Source organism: Ramlibacter sp., assembly GCF_013697775.1.
Classification (GTDB): Bacteria; Pseudomonadota; Gammaproteobacteria; order Burkholderiales; family Burkholderiaceae_C; genus Ramlibacter.
Genome location: NZ_JACCWG010000206.1, coordinates 1 through 19,909 on the forward strand (window position 1 = coordinate 1; position 19,909 = coordinate 19,909).

The 19,909-nt window shown below is 67.1% G+C and carries 20 protein-coding genes and 1 riboswitch; of the genes, 8 read left to right on the forward strand and 12 right to left on the reverse strand.

The genetic code is table 11. From position 1 onward, the window contains the following. Nucleotides 1-18 precede the first annotated feature (18 nt). The 9 genes from H0U68_RS10165 to ribD are packed head-to-tail and all read right to left on the reverse strand — an operon-like array spanning nt 19 to nt 6,720. Nucleotides 19-447, reverse strand: a complete 429-nt coding sequence (locus H0U68_RS10165) for an ExbD/TolR family protein (RefSeq protein WP_296355180.1) — start codon at nt 445-447, stop codon at nt 19-21. A gap of 11 nt (nt 448-458) precedes the next feature. Then, on the reverse strand, nt 459-1,151 hold the full coding sequence (tolQ, locus tag H0U68_RS10170) for a protein TolQ (RefSeq protein WP_296355181.1): 693 nt from the start codon (nt 1,149-1,151) through the stop codon (nt 459-461). Further along, the gene (gene ybgC / locus H0U68_RS10175) at nt 1,148-1,612 is read right to left on the reverse strand and encodes a tol-pal system-associated acyl-CoA thioesterase (RefSeq protein WP_296355183.1); all 465 of its coding nucleotides are present in this window, start codon (nt 1,610-1,612) and stop codon (nt 1,148-1,150) included. The genes tolQ and ybgC overlap by 4 nt, the downstream gene beginning before the upstream one ends. A 3-nt stretch (nt 1,613-1,615) precedes the next feature. Then, on the reverse strand, nt 1,616-2,800 hold the full coding sequence (locus tag H0U68_RS10180; protein ID WP_296355215.1) for a pyridoxal phosphate-dependent aminotransferase: 1,185 nt from the start codon (nt 2,798-2,800) through the stop codon (nt 1,616-1,618). Nucleotides 2,801-2,805: 5 nt separating this feature from the next. Beyond that, nucleotides 2,806-3,333, reverse strand: coding sequence for a transcription antitermination factor NusB (gene nusB, locus H0U68_RS10185; RefSeq protein ID WP_296355185.1), 528 nt, complete (start codon nt 3,331-3,333; stop codon nt 2,806-2,808). Next, entirely contained in the window at nt 3,333-3,794 is a 462-nt protein-coding gene (ribH, locus tag H0U68_RS10190) for a 6,7-dimethyl-8-ribityllumazine synthase (RefSeq protein WP_296355186.1), read from the reverse strand. Before ribH ends, nusB begins: the two co-directional genes overlap by 1 nt. A 24-nt stretch (nt 3,795-3,818) precedes the next feature. Next, nucleotides 3,819-4,928 carry a bifunctional 3,4-dihydroxy-2-butanone-4-phosphate synthase/GTP cyclohydrolase II gene (gene ribBA / locus H0U68_RS10195; RefSeq protein WP_296355188.1) on the reverse strand — a complete coding sequence of 370 codons (1,110 nt, stop codon included), beginning with the start codon at nt 4,926-4,928 and terminating at the stop codon, nt 3,819-3,821. Next, nucleotides 4,925-5,578, reverse strand: a complete 654-nt coding sequence (locus tag H0U68_RS10200) for a riboflavin synthase (protein ID WP_296355190.1) — start codon at nt 5,576-5,578, stop codon at nt 4,925-4,927. Before H0U68_RS10200 ends, ribBA begins: the two co-directional genes overlap by 4 nt. A 32-nt stretch (nt 5,579-5,610) precedes the next feature. Further along, a complete protein-coding gene (gene ribD, locus H0U68_RS10205) occupies nt 5,611-6,720 on the reverse strand; it encodes a bifunctional diaminohydroxyphosphoribosylaminopyrimidine deaminase/5-amino-6-(5-phosphoribosylamino)uracil reductase RibD (protein ID WP_296355192.1) in 1,110 nt (369 codons plus the stop codon). A 151-nt stretch (nt 6,721-6,871) separates the two neighbouring features. Between ribD and H0U68_RS10210 the strand changes: the two genes are divergently transcribed. The 7 genes from H0U68_RS10210 (at nt 6,872) to H0U68_RS10245 (ending at nt 14,096) form a co-directional block, all read left to right on the forward strand. Beyond that, nucleotides 6,872-7,279 (forward strand): type IV pilin protein, encoded by a 408-nt coding sequence (locus tag H0U68_RS10210; RefSeq protein WP_296355194.1) that lies wholly within the window; start codon nt 6,872-6,874, stop codon nt 7,277-7,279. Beyond that, nucleotides 7,243-7,851 carry a type IV pilus modification protein PilV gene (gene pilV / locus H0U68_RS10215; RefSeq protein WP_296355196.1) on the forward strand — a complete coding sequence of 203 codons (609 nt, stop codon included), beginning with the start codon at nt 7,243-7,245 and terminating at the stop codon, nt 7,849-7,851. The genes H0U68_RS10210 and pilV overlap by 37 nt, the downstream gene beginning before the upstream one ends. 7 nt (nt 7,852-7,858) lie before the next feature. Continuing rightward, entirely contained in the window at nt 7,859-9,208 is a 1,350-nt protein-coding gene (locus H0U68_RS10220) for a PilW family protein (protein WP_296355198.1), read from the forward strand. Further along, entirely contained in the window at nt 9,205-9,711 is a 507-nt protein-coding gene (locus tag H0U68_RS10225) for a hypothetical protein (protein WP_296355200.1), read from the forward strand. Before H0U68_RS10220 ends, H0U68_RS10225 begins: the two co-directional genes overlap by 4 nt. A 16-nt stretch (nt 9,712-9,727) precedes the next feature. Beyond that, nucleotides 9,728-12,868, forward strand: coding sequence for a PilC/PilY family type IV pilus protein (locus H0U68_RS10230; protein ID WP_296355201.1), 3,141 nt, complete (start codon nt 9,728-9,730; stop codon nt 12,866-12,868). A gap of 3 nt (nt 12,869-12,871) precedes the next feature. Continuing rightward, on the forward strand, nt 12,872-13,429 hold the full coding sequence (locus H0U68_RS10235) for a GspH/FimT family pseudopilin (protein WP_296355203.1): 558 nt from the start codon (nt 12,872-12,874) through the stop codon (nt 13,427-13,429). Nucleotides 13,430-13,661: 232 nt separating this feature from the next. Next, the gene (locus tag H0U68_RS10245) at nt 13,662-14,096 is read left to right on the forward strand and encodes a GspH/FimT family protein (protein WP_296355207.1); all 435 of its coding nucleotides are present in this window, start codon (nt 13,662-13,664) and stop codon (nt 14,094-14,096) included. A 13-nt stretch (nt 14,097-14,109) separates the two neighbouring features. Here the strand turns inward: H0U68_RS10245 and nrdR are convergent, their stop codons facing one another. The 3 genes from nrdR to H0U68_RS10260 form a co-directional block, all read right to left on the reverse strand. Next, entirely contained in the window at nt 14,110-14,559 is a 450-nt protein-coding gene (nrdR, locus tag H0U68_RS10250; protein WP_296355209.1) for a transcriptional regulator NrdR, read from the reverse strand. A 15-nt stretch (nt 14,560-14,574) separates the two neighbouring features. Beyond that, complete coding sequence (gene glyA, locus H0U68_RS10255; protein WP_296355211.1) at nt 14,575-15,819, reverse strand: serine hydroxymethyltransferase; 1,245 nt, start codon at nt 15,817-15,819, stop codon at nt 14,575-14,577. Between the two features lie 38 nt (nt 15,820-15,857). Beyond that, nucleotides 15,858-16,007: riboswitch (ZMP/ZTP riboswitch) on the reverse strand. A 32-nt stretch (nt 16,008-16,039) separates the two neighbouring features. Continuing rightward, on the reverse strand, nt 16,040-16,861 hold the full coding sequence (locus tag H0U68_RS10260; protein WP_296355213.1) for a lytic transglycosylase domain-containing protein: 822 nt from the start codon (nt 16,859-16,861) through the stop codon (nt 16,040-16,042). An 823-nt stretch (nt 16,862-17,684) separates the two neighbouring features. On the opposite strand from H0U68_RS10260, the gene H0U68_RS10265 reads away from it, so the two are divergent. After that, a partial coding sequence (locus H0U68_RS10265; protein ID WP_296355217.1) for a DUF349 domain-containing protein occupies nt 17,685-19,909 on the forward strand: 2,225 nt, incomplete at its 3' end.

Genomic DNA, 19,909 nt, shown 5'->3' on the forward strand with positions numbered 1-19,909 from the left:
CTCATCGACCGACTTTCCTCATGGTGCCGCGCTGCTTTTCACCGAGAGGCCGACGCGCTGGATGCCGGCGCGCTGCAGCACGTCCATCGCCTTGACGACGCTCTCGTACTTGACGTTGCGGTCGGCGGCGATCACCACCGGCATGGCCGGATCGCCGGCCTGGGCGGTGCTCACTTGGGCCGCGAGGCTGGCGAGCGTGGCGCGACCGATCTCCTTGCCGTCCACCCGAAGGCGCAGGGCCTCGTCGGTGCCGATCTGCAGCTCGACGAAGCGCGGCTTGGACTGGCCCGACTTGCCCACCGTCGGCAGATCGACGACGCCGGTCGTGATGAGCGGCGCCGTCACCATGAAGATGATCAGCAGCACCAGCATCACGTCGATGAACGGGACCATGTTGATCTCGTTCATGGTGCGGCGGCCGCGGCCGCGTTGGACGACGCCGGGCATGTCGGCTTTCCTCAGTGGCCGGACGCCGATTGCGCGCCCAGGTTGCGCTGCAGGATGTTGGAGAATTCCTCGATGAAGGTCTCCAGCTTGATCGCCACGCGGTCGATGTCGCGCGCGAAGCGGTTGAACGCCACCACCGCCGGAATGGCGGCGAACAGGCCGATGGCGGTGGCCACCAGCGCCTCGGCGATGCCGGGCGCCACCGTGGCCAGCGTCACCTGCTGCAGCGCGCCCAGGCCGATGAAGGCGTGCATGATGCCCCACACCGTGCCGAACAGACCGACGTACGGCGACACCGAACCGACCGAGGCCAGGAACGACAGGTTGGTTTCCACCGCGTCCAGTTCGCGCTGGTAGCTGGCGCGCATGGCGCGGCGCGCGCCGTCCAGCAGGGTGCCGGCGTCGGCGATGCGGCGCTCGCGCAGCTTCTGGTATTCGCGCATGCCGGAGGCGAAGATGCGCTCCATCGGGCCGGAGATCTTGGCGTTTTGCGCGGCGGCGGAGAACAGGTCGTTCAGGCTGGTGCCCGACCAGAATTCGCGCTCGAAGTCCTCGTTGAGCGACTTCACGCGCTGCAGCGCGAACAGCTTGCGGAAGATGGCGGCCCAGCTGGTGATGGACACCGCGACCAGCAGCAGCATCACGAGCTGGACGACCCAGCTCGCATTGAGCACCAGTTGAATGATCGACAGGTCCTGGTTCATGGGGTGTGGTTGATCGCTTGCAGGATGATGGGCGGGATTCTGCCCGGCTTCAGGCGCGCCGTGTCCACCCAGCAGATGCGGATGGTGCCTTCGCACAGCAATGTTCTGCTGCCCTTCAGCGTGGCTTGCTGCGCGATGGTCATGGACGCGCCGCCCGCGGATTCGAGTTCGGCGGTGACCAGAAGTTCATCGTCCAGCCGCGACGGGCGCAGATAACGCACGGACGTCTCGCTCACGATGAACATGCCGCCCGACTCCTCGCGCAGGCGGCTTTGCTCCAGCCCGAGCGAGCGCAGCCACTCGGTGCGGGCGCGCTCGAAGAATTTGAGGTAGTTGGCGTAGAACACGATGCCGCCGGCGTCGGTGTCTTCCCAATAGACGCGTATGGGGAACACAAACCGTTCGCCCTGAGCCTGTCGAAGGGCTTCGACAGGCTCAGCCCGAACGGTGGTGGTTGTCATGCGTCATCCAAGCATCTCTTGCAGCCGCCCCACCGATGTGCGCAGGTGCTCCATCGAGCTCGCCGTGGAGAAGCGCACGAAGCGCGCCGTCTCCGCCGTGCCGAAATCGCGGCCGGGGGTGATGGCGACGTGGGCGCGCTTCATCACCTCGAAGGCGAAGTCCCAGCTGCCCGTTACCCCCAGCTTCTCGCAGGCGGCGCTGCAGTCGGCCCAGGCGTAGAAGGCACCGTCGGGCATCACCGGTACCTGCAGGCCCATGGCGTTCAGGGCCGGAATGAACCAGTCGCGGCGTGCCTTGAATTCTGCGCGGCGGCGTTCGTACTCGACAATGCTCTCGGGCTCGAAGCAGGCCAGCGCCGCATGCTGCGCCACCGTGCTCGGGCAGATGAACAGGTTCTGCGCCAGCCGCTCGATGACCGGCACCAGCGCGTCGGGCACCACCAGCCAGCCCAGCCGCCAGCCGGTCATGTTGAAGTACTTGGAAAAGCTGTTGATGCTGATGACCTGGTCGTCGATGGCCAGGCCGGTCTGGCCGAAGGTGCCGTCGTAGCTGAGGCCCAGGTAGATCTCGTCCAGCAGCGTGATGCCGCCGCGGGACTGCACCACCTGGTGGATGCGGCGCAGCTCGTCGGGATGGATCGAGGTGCCTGTGGGGTTGGAGGGCGACGCCAGCAGCACGCCGCGCGTTTTCGCGTTCCAGTGCGCCTCGACCTTCGCCGCGCTCAGCTGGTGCCGTTCTTGCGCCGTGGTCGGCACCAGCACGGCGCTGCCCTCGGCGGCGCTGACGAAGTGGCGGTTGCACGGGTAGCTCGGGTCCGGCATCAGGATCTCGTCGCCGGCGTCGATCAGCGCCAGGCAGGCCAGCTGCAAGGCGGCCGAGGCGCCGGCGGTGACGACGATGCGGCGCGCCGGCACCGACACGCCGAAGCGCTGCGTGTACCAGTCGCTGATGCGCTCGCGAAGCGGCTCCAGGCCGGTGGCCTGCGTGTACTGCGTGGTGCCGTCGCGGATGGCGCGCTCGGCGGCCTGCCGCACCAGCGGCGGCGCGGTGAAGTCCGGCTCGCCGACGTTCAGGTAGAGCATCGGCTTGCCGGCGGCGGCGGCTTCGCGCGCCATGCGGTTGGCGGCCTTGGCCACTTCGAACACGTAGAAGGGTTCGATGCGCTCGGCGCGCTGGGCAATCCGGATGTTCGTCATGTGCGCAGCCTTCCCGTGGCGCGGTCGGCCTCGACTTCGGCGGAGCGCAGCCGGGGCGCCAGGCCGTGCAGCACCGCATTCACGTACTTGTGGCCGTCGGTGCCGCCGAAATCCTTGGCCAGTTCGATGCATTCGTTGAGCACCACGCGCCAGGGCACGTCGGCCGCATGCAGGAACTCGTAGGCGCCGATCCACATGATGGCGTGCTCGATCGGCGAAATCTCTTGCAGCTTGCGGTCCAGCAGCGGCAGGATCAACGCGTCGAGTTCGGCGGCCTGTTCCACGCAGCCGTGCATGAGCGCGTCGTAATGCGCCGAGTCGGCTTTGTGGAAGCCCGAGAGCGCGCGGGTGAACTGGTCGATGGACTCCGCGTCCTGCTTGCCCACCAGGTGCTGGTACAGCGCCTGCAAGGCGAACTCGCGCGCGCGGCTGCGCGCCGGCTTGGCCGAGGACTTGCGCGTGCCGGGCGATGCGCTGGCAGGCCCCCGCGCGGCCGCCGGGGCCTGGCCTTCTTCTTCACTCATCAGATCTCTTCCAGCAGGTTGGCCATTTCGATGGCGGCGCGCGCCGCGTCACGGCCTTTTTCGTCCTGGCGGGCCACGGCCTGTTCCAGGTTTTCGGTGGTCAGCACCGCGTTGGCGATGGGCAGCTGGTAGTCCAGCGCGACCCGGGTCACGCCCGCGGCGGATTCGTTGGACACCAGCTCGAAGTGGTAGGTTTCCCCGCGGATCACGCAGCCCAGCGCGATCAGCGCGTCGTAGCCGCCTTTTTCCGCCAGGGCCTGCAGCGCGACCGGCACTTCCAGCGCACCGGGCACCCGCAGGTGCTCGATGTCGTCGTCCTCCACGCCCAGGCGGACCAGCTCGGCACGGCAGGCTTCGGCCAGGGCGTTGGTCACGCCCTCGTTGAAGCGCGCCTGCACGATGCCGATGACCATTCCCTTGCCGTCGAGTTTGTCGGCCTTGCCTTTGTCCGCTCCGAACATGGTGTCCTTGTGTTGTCGTTGTCGCTATTGCGGGGCGATGTAGCCCGCGATTTCCAGGCCGTAGCCGGCCATGCTGGGCATGCGCCGCGGCGTGCCCATCAGGTGCATGCGCTGCACGCCGCATTCGCGCAGGATCTGCGCGCCGATGCCGTAGGTGCGCAGGTCCATGCGGCCGCGCTCGGGCGCCTGCGCCGCGCGCGCGATGCCGTCGAACTGGTCCAGCAGCTGCTGCGCGCTTTCGCCGCAATTGAGCAGCACCACCACGCCCTTGCCCGCGTGCGCCACGTGCTTCAGGCTGGCGTCCAGGCTCCAGGAGTGCATGGAGCGCTGCACTTCCAGCGCGTCCAGCACCGACAGCGGCTCGTGCACGCGCACCGGCACCGTCTCGCCCGGCGCCCACTTGCCCATCAGCAGCGACAGGTGCACGCCCTGGCTGGGCTTGTCGCGCCAGGCGCGGGCGATGAAGTCGCCGTAAATGGTGGACAGCGTGCGCTGGCCGAGCCGCTCGACCAGCGACTCGTTGCGGCTGCGGTGCTCGATCAGGTCGGCGATGGTGCCGATCTTCAGGTCGTGCTCGGCGGCGAACAGCTGCAGGTCGGGCAGCCGCGCCATGGTGCCGTCGTCCTTCATGATTTCGCAGATCACGGCCGCGGGCGTGAGCCCGGCGATCAGCGCCAGGTCGCAGCCGGCTTCGGTGTGGCCGGCGCGCATCAGCACGCCGCCGTCCACCGCCTGCAGCGGGAAGATGTGGCCGGGCTGCACCAGGTCGCTGGCCTTGGCCTCGCGCGCCACCGCGGCCTGCACGGTGCGGGCGCGGTCGGCGGCGGAAATGCCTGTGGTGACGCCCTCGGCCGCCTCGATGGACACGGTGAAGGCCGTGCCCATCTTGGTTCCGTTGCGCGCCACCATCGGCGGCAGCTGCAGCCGCTCGCAGCGCGCGCGGGTGAGCGTGAGGCAGATCAGGCCGCGGCCGAATCGCGCCATGAAGTTGATGGCTTCGGGCGTGACGTGGTCGGCCGCCAGCACCAGGTCGCCCTCGTTCTCGCGGTCTTCCTCGTCCACCAGGATCACCATGCGGCCGGCACGGATCTCCTCGACGATGTCCTGCACGGGGGACAGCTGCACCGGGCTCATGTTTGCGCCTTCAGGGGCGCCACAGCGCCCAGCATGCGCTCGACGTAGCGCGCGATCAGGTCGATTTCCAGGTTGACCCGGCTGCCGGGTTCCAGTGCATGCAGCGCGGTGTTGTCCATGGTGTGGGGGATCAGGTTGATGCTGATCTGCGCGCCTTCGGCCATGTCCGCCACGGCGTTCACCGTGAGGCTCACGCCGTTGACCGTGATCGAGCCCTTGTAGGCCAGGTATTTGGCCAGCGACAGCGGCGCCAGGATGCGCAGCTCGATGCTTTCGCCCACCGCGGCGATGTGGCTGACGGTGCCGACGCCGTCCACGTGGCCGGCCACGATGTGGCCGCCCAGCCGGTCGTGCGCGCGCAGCGCCTTTTCCAGGTTGATGGGACCTGATTCGGCCAGCCCGGCCGTCTTGGACAGCGATTCGGCCGAGACGTCCACGGTGAAGCGGGATGCGCCAGCGTCGAAGGTTGTGACGGTCATGCAGGCGCCGTTCAAGGCGATGCTGTCGCCCAGCGCCACGTCGTCCAGATAGCCCGTGGGCGCCTGCACCGTGAGGCGCTTGCCGAATTGGGAGGCGGTGGAGTCGGCGCCGCTGCCGAGATCGTGCACGGCGGCGATGCGCCCCACGCCGGTGATGATGCCGGTGAACATGGCGCTATTTTCGCAGGGATTGGGAGCGGCCCCTAAAAGCGGTCCCGCCCATGCGCGCGGGCGATCACCCGCAGGTCGGCGCCGATGCGCTCCACCGAGTGGAAATCCAGTGCCGGCGCCGCGTCCAGCGAAGCGAGCGGCCCGAATTCGGCCAGCGACCGGCCCTGGCCGAGCAGCCTGGGCGCCAGGTACACCAGGAATTCATCCACCAGGCCCTCGCGCACAAAAGAACCGTTGAGCTTGTGCCCGGCTTCCAGGTGCAGCTCGCCGACCTCGCGGCTGGCCAGGTCGGCCAGCATCCCGGCCAGGTCCACCTTGCCGCCCGGGCCGGGCAGGGCGACGACCTGCGCCCCGCGGGCCTCCAGGCTGGCGCGGCGCGCGGTGTCGCCGCCAGCGGTGTAGATGAAGACGCGGCGGCCGGGCTGGAACAGCCGGGCGCCGGGCGGCGTTTCCAGCCGGCTGTCCACCACCACCAGCGGCGGCTGGTGCGCCACCGGTGCCAGCCGCACCGTCAGCAGCGGGTCGTCTTCCAGCACCGTGCCGATGCCGGTCAGCAGCGCGCCGGCGCGGGCGCGCCAGGCGTGGCCATCGGCCCGGGCCGCTTCGCCGGTGATCCACTGGCTCTGGCCGTTGTCCAGGGCCGTGCGGCCGTCCAGCGAGGCGGCCACCTTCATCCGCACCCAGGGCGTGCCGCGCACCATGCGGCTGAAAAAGCCGATGTTCAGTTCGCGCGAGGCCTCAGCGCCCGGACCCGTTTGCACTTCGATGGCGGCGGCACGCAGCCGAGCGAAGCCCTGGCCGGCGACGCGCTGGTTGGGGTCGGCCAGCGAAGCCACCACCCGCCCGATGCCGGCGGCGATGAGCGCGTCGCAGCAGGGGCCGGTGCGGCCGTGGTGGGAGCAGGGCTCGAGCGTCACGTAGGCGGTGGCGCCGCGCACGTCCTGCCCCCGCGCCGCGGCGTCGCGCAGCGCCATGACTTCGGCATGCGCCTGGCCGGCGGCCTGGGTGTGGCCCTGCCCGAGCACCGTGCGGCCGTCGGCCGCCACCAGCACGCAGCCGACGCGCGGATTGGGCTCCGACAGCCCGATGGCCCGGGCGGCAAGGGCCAGGGCCTGCGGCATGAAGAGGTCGCTGTCGGTCATGGAGGAAGGGATTGTGGGCAGGATTTTGCGAAATGGACATTAAGCCCAGCCATTCGGCCACCTCATCCGACCGGCCGTCGGTCCCCGGATGCCGTGGCACGAACGGCTGACTAGAGTCCAGCCTACCGCAAGAGCGGGGTGAGGAGCATGCATGCGAAGGTGGAGCAACCGGGGGTTCACGCTGATCGAGTTGATGATCGTTGTCGGGATCGTTGCCATCCTGGCGAGCGTCGCCTTTCCGGGCTACAAACAGCACGTCGTCAAGGGCAACCGCCGCGCCGCGCAGGCGCAGATGATGGAAATCGCGAACCGCGAGCAGCAATACCTTCTTGCCAACCGCAGCTTCGCGAGCAAGACCGCCCTCGAAGGCACCGGCTACGGGCTGCCCGCCGAAGTCAGCAGGTGGTACACCTACGACATCGCCACGGCGACGAACCCGCCGGCCTACACCATCACCTTCACGGCGACCACCAGCCAAAGCAGCGACGGCGACTTGAGCCTCAACAGCGAGGGCGGCAAGGCATGCAGCATCTGCAGCGCCGTGTCGGACAAATGGTGAGAGGCATGAAGCGGCTGCGGGGCACCACGATGATCGAGGTGCTGGTCACGATCATCATCATCGCGTTCGGACTGCTCGGAATGGCCGGACTGCAGGTGCGCATGCAGGCTTCGGAATTCGAAGCGTACCAGCGCAGCCAGGCACTGCTGCTGCTGGAAGACATGGCGAGCCGGATCGCGGTGAACCGCAACAACGCCGCCTCCTATGTGACGGGAAATACCGCACCGATCGGCCGCCCGGAGCAGGACTGCTCCACCTTGTCGAGCACCTCCACCGTCCAGCGCGACCTGAAGGAGTGGTGCAACGCCTTGCAGGGTGCCAGCGAAACCGCGGGCACGGGGACAGCCGCGGAGAAGAACCGGGGCGCGATGGTCGGCGGCCGCGGCTGCATCGAAAGCGTGGGAGGGGATTACATGGTGACCGTCGCCTGGCAGGGTTTGACGCCGATCACCGCGCCACCCAGCTCGGTGGCGTGCGGAATCAACAACTATGACGGCCCTTCCGGCGCCGCATGCTCGTCCGACAAATGCAGGCGCACGGTCACCACCGTCGTGCGCATCGCCACACTCTGAGACCGACATGAAAGCTGCATTGTTCACCCGAACCGCGCGGCGCGCCCGGCAGGACGGCTTCACGCTGGTGGAGCTCATGGTGGGCATGGCGCTGGGCCTGTTCATCCTGCTGGCGTTGGTCACCTTGCTGATCAACGTGAACCGCAACAACAGCGAGATGAGCCGCAGCAACAACGTCATCGAGAACGGGCGCTTCGCGTTGCAGCTGCTCTCCACCGACGTGGCGCACGGCGGATTTCTCGGCGGCTACGTTCCCAACTTTGACGACCTGACCTATTCGGGTGCGCCGCAGCTGGTGCCGGCCACGACGATCACCGACGCCGCCCAGCAGGTGCCCTCCAGCGTGCCCGATCCCTGTGTCGCGTACGCAAGCTGGGACGAGGTCTACAAGAGAAATCTCGTCGGCATCCCGGTGCAGGTGCACGACGTGAGCAGCCCGTCGTCGTCCTGGACGCCGCCGGTCTGCTCCGGCAGGCTGAGCAGCCCCAAGCCGAAGGCGAACACCGACGTCCTTTTCATCAGGCACCTGGAAAACCAGGCGTGCACACCGGGTGCCACCGGCTGCCTTGCAAGCGGCGAGGTGTATTTCCAGGCACCCCGATGCACCACCACCGCGGCGGCCGGCTACACGACGCAGCAAAGCGCGCTTGGCGCGAACAACGCGTTCCTGCTGGCGACCAGTGCCTCCAACGACAACACCACCTTCAACCTGCGGCAGCGCAACTGCACGTCGGCCAACGAGGTCAGGAAGTTCGTGTCGAACATGTACTACGTGCGCGACTACGCGGTCACGTCGGGCGACGGAATTCCGACGCTGATGCGCTCGCAGTTCAGCGGAGGAACGCATGCAGCGGCGGAAGCCATCGTCGAGGGCATCGAAGGGTTTCGCGCGGAGCTCGGCATCGACAACGTGAGCGATTTCGGCACGACCTTGGGCTCGCAGTCCGTGTCCGGATCGACCGTTGCCGGGCCGACCGGCGGTTCCTCCCATCTCGACGCCATCGCCTGGGCCAATTCGACCGTCCTGACTTCACCGACCAACCGGGGCGACGGCCTGCCGGACGGCAGCTATGTCCAGTGCTCCTCCGGCTCCCCGTGCACCCCCTACCAGCTGATGAACGCGGTGGCGGTGAAGCTGCATGTGCTTGCGCGCAGCGATTCCAAAACTCCCGGGCACACGGACGCGAAGGTCTACTGCCTCGGCAGCAATTGCCCAGCCCCGACGTACACGACGTGCCCGTCGGGGGGCGCGAATCCGCAGCCGCTGCTTGGGCCGTTTTGCGACGGATACAAGCGGCACCTGTTCACCCGGACGGTGCGGCTGACGAATGTCTCAATGCGGCGAGAGACGCCATGAACGGCGCACGGCAACGCGCGAGTCGCACCCGCCAGCGGGGCACGATGCTGATCATCGGCCTGATCATGCTCGTGCTCATCACCTTGATCGTGCTCAACGCTTTCAACATGAGTTCTTCCAACCTGAAAGCGGTCGGCAACATGCAGATGCGCGACGAGGCCGTTGCGGCCACCAACCAGGTGATCGAGCGTATCGTCAGCTCCCCGTTCGCGATCGCGCCGCAGGCGGAGTCGCTCAACGTGGACATCAACAAGGATGGCGTCAACGACTTCGTGATTGCAGTCGCCAGGCCAACCTGCACGCGCGCCTGGGTTGCCTCCACAGCCGATCCCAGCGACGGGGAGCTTGGCCCCGGCATGTCCAGTGTTTCGACCTGGAATACCGAATGGGACATCTCCGCAACCGCGACGGACGTCGGTTCCGGCTCGGGCGCCTCCGTGACGATCCGCCAGGGCGTGCGCGTGCTGCTGACCGAAGCCCAGAAGAATGCCTCCTGCCTCTGATGCAAGGACCACTGCCATGAAAACATCCATCCTGAAACGATCGCTGGCCTTGGTGGCCCTGCTTTTGACGGTGACCACGGCGCAGGCGGAGGACATCGATCTGTTCGTCGGAACCCGGGCGACTTCGGGTGGCCAGCCGAACGTATTGTTCGTCGTCGACAACACCGCCAACTGGTCCTCTCCCTTCACGGCGGAGAAGACGGCTTTGGTCAACACGTTCTCCAGCCTGACCACGGGCACGTTCAACATCGGCATGATGATGTTCACCGAAACCGGTGGCGGCAATTCGGGCGACGACGGCGCATACGTGCGCGCCGCCGTCCGGGAAATGAACGCGACGAACAAGTCGCTGTATGCGGCCATGATCAACGCGCTGGATGTAGGCAACGACAAGTCCAACAGCGGCAAGGTCGGCAAGGCCATGCAGGAGGCGTATCTTTACTTCGCGGGGCTTGCGCCGTATGCCGGCAACGGGAAGGCGAAGGCGGACTACACGGGGAACCTCACCACCCGCGTGACGCCGGCGGCATTGCGGGCAGTCTGGGCCTTGCCGGGCAACGCGCTGAACTCTGTCAACGCCACAAGATACAACCCGCCTGCCAGTGCGGCGACTTGCGGCGGCAAGAACTACATCATCTACATCAGCAATGGTGCCGCGCAGGACAGCACGTCGGACACTACAGCTTCCACCCGGGCGTTGAGCGCGCTCGGGGGAAACACCGCGGAAATCAGCATCAGCCCCTCCGGCTCGGCGGAGAACCCGGCCGACGAGTGGGCGCGCTTCATGAAGGCAAGCTCTCTCGGGATCACGGTCTATACCATCGACGTGAACAAGGTGACGACCGGCCAGGGGCCCGGCTGGACCGCGCTGCTCAAGAGCATGGCGCAGCAAAGCGGCGGCACGTACTACGACGTGGCCGGAAGCGTTTCCGGCATCGAAGAAGCCGTCGGCAGCATCCTCTCGGAAATCCAGTCGGTCAACAGCGTGTTCGCCTCGGTCAGCCTGCCGGTGAGCGTGAACACGCAGGGAACCTACCTGAACCAGGTCTTCGTCGGCATGTTTCGCCCGGACCCCGATGCCAACCCGCGGTGGGCGGGAAACCTCAAGCAGTACCAGCTCGGTTATATCGGCACGGACCTGAAGATGCTGGATGCAGACAGCAGGGCCGCCATCAACAACCAGACCGGGTTCATCACGGAGTGCGCCCGCAGCTTCTGGACGCCGACCACCACCAACACCCTGTGGAGCAACAAGAGTTGGCAGCAAGGAACAACCTTCTGCATTCCGCCATCCGGCTCGGCGAGCGATCTGTACAAGGCATCTGATTTCCCTGACGGAAACATCGTGGAGAAGGGCGGGGAAGGGTACAAGCTGCGCCAGCAGACCACACGGGTGGTGAAGACCTGCGGCAGCACCATGGCGACCTGCGCTTCCTCCGCGTCCCTGGCCGACTTCAGCAGCAGCAGCGTCAGCGCGGCCCAGCTCGGAGCGGCGAGCACCACGGAACGCGACAACATCATCAACTGGGTCAAAGGCGTGGATGTCCAAAGCGCCAACGCCGGCACCGGCGCGGCAACCGGTACGTTGCGCCGGGATGTCCACGGCGACGTGGTGCATTCGCGGCCGGTCGCCGTCAATTTAGGCACGGACAACGCGCCGCAGGTGGCGGTGTTCTACGGTGCCAACGATGGGTTGCTGCGCGCAGTGAACGGCAACAAGACCGATGCGATCGGCAGCGTCCCGGCCGGCGGGGAAATGTGGGCTTTCGCCCCGCCCGAGTTCTACGGCAAATTCGAGCGCCTCTACACCAACGCGGCGTCCGACCGGATCAGCTATCCCGGCGGTCCTTCCGGCGGCTCGCCCAAGGGCTATGGAATGGACGGCCCGATCACGGCGTTCAAAGGCACCATCGGCGGCGTTTCCAAGACCTTCATCTACGCCAGCATGCGCCGCGGCGGCAACGCCATTTACGCTTTCGATGTCAGCAACACGCTAACCACACCCGCCAGTCCGACCTTCAAGTGGAAGATCGGCTGCGCGAGCACGGGAAGCGCCGATTGCAGCACCGGCATGAGCGGCATCGGGCAGACCTGGTCGTCACCCAAGCTGTTCACCACGGCGGGCTACGGCTCCGGTGCTTCTCCGCTCCTGATCTTCGGCGGCGGCTACGACACCTGCGAGGACAGCGATCCCCATACCTGCAACGCCAGCGGCTACACGTCCAAAGGTGCGGCTGTGTACGTCGTTGACGCGAACACCGGCACGGTGGTCAAGACCTTCAGCACCGGCAACAACCGGGGCATCATCGCCGACGTCACGCTCGTGCGCGACAGCGCGGGGCAGGCGCTCTACGGATACACCTCTGACTTGGGCGGCAATGTCTACCGGATCACGTTCGACAGCGCCGGCTCTTCGAGCTGGACCATGACGCGCATTGCCGCGCTGGGCTGCGCGACCACCTCCACCTGCACCACCAACCGCAAGTTCATGTTCGCTCCCAGCGTGGTGGCGGTGAGCGGCGGCTACGACATCATGCTGGGGTCCGGGGACCGGGAGAAGCCCCTGGTGTCCTATACGGCCGCATCTGCGGCGACTAACTATTTCTTCATGTTCAAGGACCAGCCGGCGTCCGCGGCGGCGGATTACCCGGGAACCGCCGATTGCGGCACGGCGGTGATCTGCCTGGCCTCGCTCTACGGCATCACGACCACCGACACGCCCACAACGGACCAGCTGGCGACGAAAAAGGGATGGTATCTGGGGCTCAATTCCACCGAGCAGGTGGTGACCTCCGCCCTCACCATCTTCGGTGTGGTGACGTTCAGCACCCATCAGCCCCAAGGCACCAGTTCCGGGACGACTTGCACGACAACCGGCCTGGGAACCAGCCGTGTCTACAACGTCAGCTACCTGAATGCCGCGTCGGCCAACGGCACCACCAGCCGCTACGAGCACTTGTCCGGCGATGGTCTTCCGCCCTCTCCGGTGGGCGGGATGGTCACGCTGACCAGCGGGCAGAATGGGGCTGCCGGCGAAGTCACCGTTCCCTTCTGCATCGGCTGCAGCAAGGAGTCGCCGCTGGAAGGAAAGCAGCCGACTTCCACCGGCTCGGTCGTCCGGCCCAAAGGCCGCCTCTACTGGTACATCCAGAAGTAGGCCATGAGCAAGCAGGTCTGTTGCCGGCGGGTGGTGCGTTCGAATCGATCGAAGGGGTTTACGCTTGTCGAATTGCTGGTGACGATCGCCATTCTGGCGGTCCTCACCGCGGTGGCGGTGCCTTCCTTCAACAGCGCCTTCCTCAGCAACAAGCTGGCCGGGTATGCGAACAGCTTTTCAGGCAGCGTGCAGACGGCCCGTGGAGAGGCGATCAAGCGCAACCTGCCGGTGGTCATGTGCCGCTCGGCGAACGGGACCAGCTGCGCGGGCTCCGGCGACTGGCAGCAGGGCTGGATCGTCTACGTGGACACCAACCAGAACAGCGCGCTGGACACCGGAGAGCCTGTGATCCAGAAGCGCGAGGCGCTCTCGTCGGACTACAAGTTCACCGCGGAGAGCGGCACCTACGTGATGGCGTTCCAGGCCACGGGGGGGCTTGCCGCGCAAGCGGTCGTGCATCTTTGCAAGGAGGCGGGCTCCCAGGAGAGGAAGCTCACGGTCTCATTGACGGGACGCATGAGCGTGGAGAAGCCGACGGCCAGCGCCTGCCCCTGGAGCTGAAGGCGGCAAAAGGTCACCGGAATCCTGCCAAGGCAGCACTGAGCCCGCGCGGCGCAACCGATATCGTAGGTCTTCAGAAGGGGAGACTTACATGCCGGTCAAATCAATCAGCGGATCGCCCACCATCCGCCGGTCGCGCGGATTTTCATTGTTCGAAATGCTTGTGGTGGTCGCGATCACCGCGATCCTGCTGGCGACCGCGGGGCCCGCGCTCGGAACGGCGGTCGATGGCATGAAAGCCACCAGCTTCGCCAACATGTTCGTCGCGCAGCTGCAGCTCGCGCGCAGCGAAGCCATCAAGCGCAACCACCGGGTGGTCGCGTGCAGGTCGGCGGGCGGCGTGAACTGCGCCAGCGCGGGCGGCTGGGAGCAGGGCTGGATCGTGTTCGACGACGCAAACAACAACGGGCTGCGCGACGACGGCGAACTGCTGCTCCAGCGGGTCGATCCCTTGCCCGCGGGGTGGCGCATCTCCGGCAACCAGAACGTCAGCCGCTACATTTCGTTCGAACCCAGCGGCGAAACCCGGCTGGCGTCGGGCGCTTTCCAGGCGGGGACCATCACGGTCTGCCGCGAGCAGTCCACAGCGAGCGAAGCCCGCCAGATCATCATCAACGCCGTGGGCCGCCCGCGCATCCAGAAAAGCACGGTCGCAAGCTGCGCCTGAGCCCGTCCGAGTCCTACTTGCGGATCTCGTCCACCACCGCCCGGAATTCGTCCACGTCCTCGAAACTGCGATAAACGCTGGCGAAGCGCACGTAGGCCACCTTGTCCAGCTTCTTGAGTTCGCGCATCACCAGCTCGCCGATGCGCGAACTGGGCACTTCGCGCGCACCCAGGTTCAGCAGCTTCTCCTCCATGCGCTCCACCGCCGCGTCGACCTGCTCGGTGCTGACCGGGCGCTTGCGCAGCGCCAGGTTCATGGAGGCGAGCAGCTTGGCGCGCTCGTAGTCGATGCGCCGGCCGTCCTTCTTCACCACCGCGGGGAAATTGACGTCCGGCCGCTCGTAGGTGGTGAAGCGCTTCTCGCAGTCAGCGCACTGGCGCCGCCGGCGGATGAAGTCCCCGTCCTCGGCCACGCGTGTTTCCACCACCTGGGTGTCGGCGTTGCCGCAGAACGGGCACCTCATGTCAGCGGCCTCTCATCATTTGTAGACAGGGAAACGGCTGGTGAGCGCGTTCACCTTCTCGCGCACCGCCGCGATGTGCGCGGCGTCGCGCGGGTTCTCCAGCACGTCGGCCACCAGGTTGGCCGTCATGCGCGCTTCTTCTTCCTTGAAGCCGCGCGTGGTCAGCGCGGGCGTGCCCAGGCGCACCCCGCTGGTCACCATCGGCTTTTCGGGGTCGTTCGGGATGGCGTTCTTGTTGATCGTCATGTGCGCGTCGCCCAGCACCGCCTCGGCTTCCTTGCCGGTGATGCCCTTGGGGCGCAGGTCGACCAGCATCACGTGGCTTTCGGTGCGGCCGCTGACGATGCGCAGGCCGCGCTGCACCAGGGTTTCGGCGACCACCTGGGCGTTCTTCACCACCTGCTGCTGGTAGGTCTTGAAGCCGGGCTCCAGCGCTTCCTTGAAGGCAATTGCCTTGGCGGCGATCACGTGCATCAGCGGGCCGCCCTGCAGGCCGGGGAAGATGGCGCTGTTGATCGCCTTCTCGTGCTGCGACTTCATGAGGATGAGGCCGCCGCGCGGGCCGCGCAGGCTCTTGTGGGTGGTGGAAGTCACGATGTCGGCGTGCGGCACCGGGTTGGGGTACACGCCCGCGGCGATAAGGCCGGCGTAGTGCGCCATGTCCACCATGAAGACGGCACCGATGTCTTTCGCCACCTTGGCGAAGCGCTCGAAGTCGATGCGCAGCGAATAGGCAGAGGCGCCGGCGATGATCAGCTTGGGCTTGTGTTCGTGCGCCTTGCGCTCCATGGCGTCGTAATCGATGGCTTCGCTGGCGTCCAGGCCGTAGCTCACCACGTTGAACCACTTGCCGCTCATGTTCAGCGGCATTCCGTGGGTGAGGTGGCCGCCTTCGGCCAAGCTCATGCCCATGATGGTGTCGCCGGGGTTCAGGAAGGCCAGGAACACGGCCTCGTTGGCCTGGGCGCCGGAATGCGGCTGCACGTTGGCGGCCTCGGCGCCGAACACCTGCTTGATGCGCTCGATGGCGAGCCGCTCGACCACGTCGACGTTCTCGCAGCCGCCGTAGTAGCGCTTGCCGGGATAGCCCTCGGCGTACTTGTTGGTCAGCTGGGTGCCCTGGGCGGCCATGACGGCCGGCGAGGCGTAGTTCTCGCTGGCGATCAGCTCGATGTGCTCTTCCTGGCGCTTGTTTTCGGCCTGGATGGCGGCCCAGGTTTCCGGGTCGGCCTGTTCGATGAGGATATTGCGTTGGTACATGCGGCAGTCCTTCTAGCGGATGGTTCCCTGTGTCGAAACAGGGCTGCCCAGGCGAACGGCTGAACGCCGGCGCGGTGGCCGGCGGCACGCTTCCCAGTGGTTGGGCGGGAGACGAACTCCCGCAAAGGATCCACTTCGGCGCCGGGGAAAACGCTGCCGGGCGCCTATCGCCAGTCGCGTACCGCGCTAGTTTAGCCCACGCGGTGCGGCAGGCCGCGGTTCAGGAAATGATGGCGGAAGGGGCTTGTTCTTCCGCGGCCGGCGCTGGCTTGGCCGGGATCACGGCGCGCAGCGTGGGCTGGGGCGCCGGGTTGGCCAGCGGCACGGCGCGGCCAGTTGCCACCTGCTGCAGGCGGGCATGCTCGGCCATGACCTTGTCGGCATAGCCGCCGTCCTCCTGCAGGTTGGCGGCGCCCACGTAGAACTTCAGGCCGGCCTGAACCGAACCGGCGCGCTGGATGCATTCCTGCAGCACTTTCACGCCCACCCGCAGGTTGGTCACCGGGTCGAATGCGGCCAGCTTGCCGCCGAAGTTCTCGTACTTGTCGCTGTGCACGCCGGTCATCACCTGCATCAGGCCCTGGGCGCCGACGGCGCTCTGGGCGAACGGGTTGAAGCCGGACTCCACCGCCATCACAGCCAGGATCAGCGTCGGGTCCATCTTCAGGCGCGAGCCGGTCTCGTAGGCTTCCGCCACCAGGGCGCTGAGCGGCTCGGGGGCGACGCGGTATTTCTTGCTGAGCCAATAGGCGACGGCGGCCTGCTGCTTGGGCAGTTCCGTGGGATTGAGCGCGGTGGTCCGGTCGATGGCCTCCAGGTCGGGGACCAGGCCCAGGGCCTGCACCTGGCGCTCGTGCAGCCAGGCCACGAGCCGCGACTCGCCGGTCTGGCGCAGGTCGGGCCGCGCCACCAGGGTGATTGCACAGAACACCACCAGCAGCCCCAGCAGGGCGAAGCCGTTGTGCGTGATTTCGAAAAAACCTTCAGCGACGTCGGCGGCGAAATTCCGCAGGCCGCTGGCCAGTTTTCCTAACGCTGTCATAGCACTTCCTTTCTACGCGCGGACGTGCATCGGATGCCGCAAGGGGCACTGGATGCGCGATTCCTCGTTTTGATTGGTACGCCGTCGAGACGGCAGGCGCTTCTCCGCAAAGAAGCCCCGCAGCGGTTTCGACCTAGCCGGGTTCGGCAGCGGGCAAGAGACGTCCCCGGTACGTATGCCAGGAACGGGTGAATTCTAGGAGGCCTTCTCATACAAGGTCAAGAATATCGAAGATGCATCTTATACGATTTATTGCATGTTGTTGCCAAATTCCATCCGGGACCCTCTAACTCATGGACGTTGCCTTCGGCGGCGTCAAGCCAAGCCGCGTTATCGCGCCGCGCTGGGTCATTGAAAAGACGGATTGGAAATGCGCCTGGCGGCGCACTATCGTTGCCAAGCCTGAGCGATCAGGCGTCCGCCGGTAGGGCCGCAGGCAACTGCGGTAGCCCCGGCTCCATGTGGAGGCAATCATTGCCTTCCGCGCGATGGGTGTTCCCCGTTGCGTCCCTTGTTGCAGGCCTTGTGCCCGCAACCAGCCCGGCAGGTGCTTCAGGCGTGTGCCGGGCTACTTACTTGTGCATGCGAAAACGCTCCGGACAGGCCCCGCGCACCGCCTGCGCGCATTAGCGGCGAGAATAGCGGCTTGCCCCCGCCTGGGGGCTTGTCTATTTCAAAAGCACCATTGCCCGTGAGCACCCTGAAATCCCCCGATACTTCCTCGCTGGACCAACTGACCGGCGGGGCGTTCTCCGCCCCGACATCCGGCGAGCGCGCCTCCCGTGTCCGTGATTGGCTGGCGACCCAGCCCACCCTGGAACAGATGCACGAGGTGTTCCGCGAGCTGAGCGCGCGCGACAAGGGCGCCGCGCGGCCCCTGCGCGAAAAGCTCGATGAACTCAAGCGCGCCAAGGGCCAGGAGATCATCGCCGCCGAATGGGCCGAGAAGGCGCGCGCGCTGCTTGGCCAATCCAAGCTGAACATCGCCGATGCGCTTGCGTGGCAGCGCGACGCGGCCAAGGCCGGAGCGCCTCTCAGCCGCGAGCCGCTGGCCGCGCTGAAGGCCGAACTGGCCGAACGCGTCAAGGGCATCGAGGACATGCAGCACCGGGTGCAGGTGCAGCGCGAAGCCGCGGTGCTGCTCGCGCAGCGCATCGAGGTGCTGTCCACCAAGTCGTGGAGCGAGGCCCAGGCCGCCACCGAGGCGCTGGGAACCGACATCGGCGAATGGCAGGCGCAGGCCCAGGCCTTGATCGCCGACCCCAACTGGGCCAGTGTCGATCCCAAGTTCCCGCCGCTGCTGGAGGCCTCGCGCAACCAGCTGCAGGTGGTGTGGGACGCTTTCCAGAGCGCGGTGGCGCAGGCGGCGGCCGCGGCGGAGAACGCCGAGGCGCCGCTGCCGCCCGTGCCCGTGTGGGCCGACGAGCTGCGCCAGGCGCGTGGCCTGCCGGCGGAGCCGGCCTCGCCCAAGCCCGCCAGGCCGCCCAAGCCGCAGGTCGCGCCCGAGCTGCGGGAGAAGGCCACCCAGGCGGTGACCGAAGCACTGGCCAAGCTGGAGCAGGAAGTCGGGCAGGGCCACGGCAAGGCCAGCGCCGGCGCGGCGAATGCGCTGCGCAACGCGCTGAAGGAACACGGCAAGCTGATCGACGAGAAGCTGGAAGGCCAGGTCCATGCGGCGATCGCGGCGGCCACCGAACTCGAAGGCTGGCAGCGCTGGCGCGCCGACCAGCTGCGCCAGGAGCTGGTGGCGCAGGCCGAGGCGCTGTTCGAAGCGGTGCCGGTGGGCGGCAAGGACAAAGGGCCGGCGGCCGCTGAAGGCGACGCCGCGGCACCGGCCGCGGATGCGGCGGGAACGGTGGGCGAAGCGCCTGCCGCCGCTGAAACGGCAGCCAATGAGAGCCCCGCGGAGCAGACGCCACAGGCGGCGGCTGCTGACGACCATGCTGAAGCCGGCACGCAGGCGACTGACACCGCGGCCGAGACGGCCACGGCGCCTGCCGAAACTGCCGCTGCAGAGGCATCTGCCGCAGACCTGCCTGCCGCTGACGCGCCTGCCGTTGAAGCACCCGCTGCCGAAGCAACTGCCCCTGCGGCAATCGCCGCCGAAACGCCCGCTGCTGAAGGATCTGCAACCGAAGCCCCCGCCGCAGACGCGCCCGCTTCGAACGCACCGGCCGCAGAGGCACCAGTCATTGCCAGGCCGCCCCGGAAATCCGGCCGTCGCCAGCAGGGCGCGCCGGCCGCCGGCGTGGTGCTCAAGCCGCGCTACGGCGGCCGCAAGATGCAGGAAACCCTGCGCAACCTGCGCGAGCAGTGGAAGCAGGTGGACCAGGGCGGCCCGCCCAACCACGGGCTGTGGAAGCGCTTTGACGAAGCCTGCAACCGTGCCTATGAAGTGGTGCAGGCCTGGCTCGACAAGGTCAAGGCCGAAGCGGCCGAGAACCGCGGCAAGCGGCTGGCATTGATCGAGGAGGTCAATGCATGGGCCCAGGCGCACGCCAACGCGGCCGACGGCGACTGGAAGGCCGTGAACCGCGCGCTGCACCAGTTCAGCGACCGCTGGCGCGATGCCGGCCACTTGAGCGAGAAAGCCTTCGCCGAGCTGCAGCCGCAGTGGAAGAAAGCCATGGACGCCGCCGGCGGCACCATGGCCGCCGCGCAGAAGGCCAGCTTGGACCGGCGCAACGCCATGATCGAGGAAGCGAAGGTGCTGGGCGCCGCGCCGCAGCTGCGCATCGACGCCGTCAAGGCGCTGCAGCAGCGTTGGCAGATGGAGGCGCAGTCGGTGCCGCTGGACCGCAAGCACGAGCAGAAGCTGTGGGACGCGTTCCGCAAGCCCATCGACGACGCGTTCCAGCGCAAGACGGTGGAGCGCGAAAAGGCCAGTTCGGCCATGAGCGATCACGACCGGGCGGTGCTGGAGGCTTCCAAGGCGCTGGATGCGGCGACGTCCAGTGGCGACGCGCAGAAGATCCGCGTCGCGCTGGCCGCACTGGAGCAGGCGACGCGCGCCGCGCCTGCGGCCGGCGGCAAGCCGCAGCCCGGCGC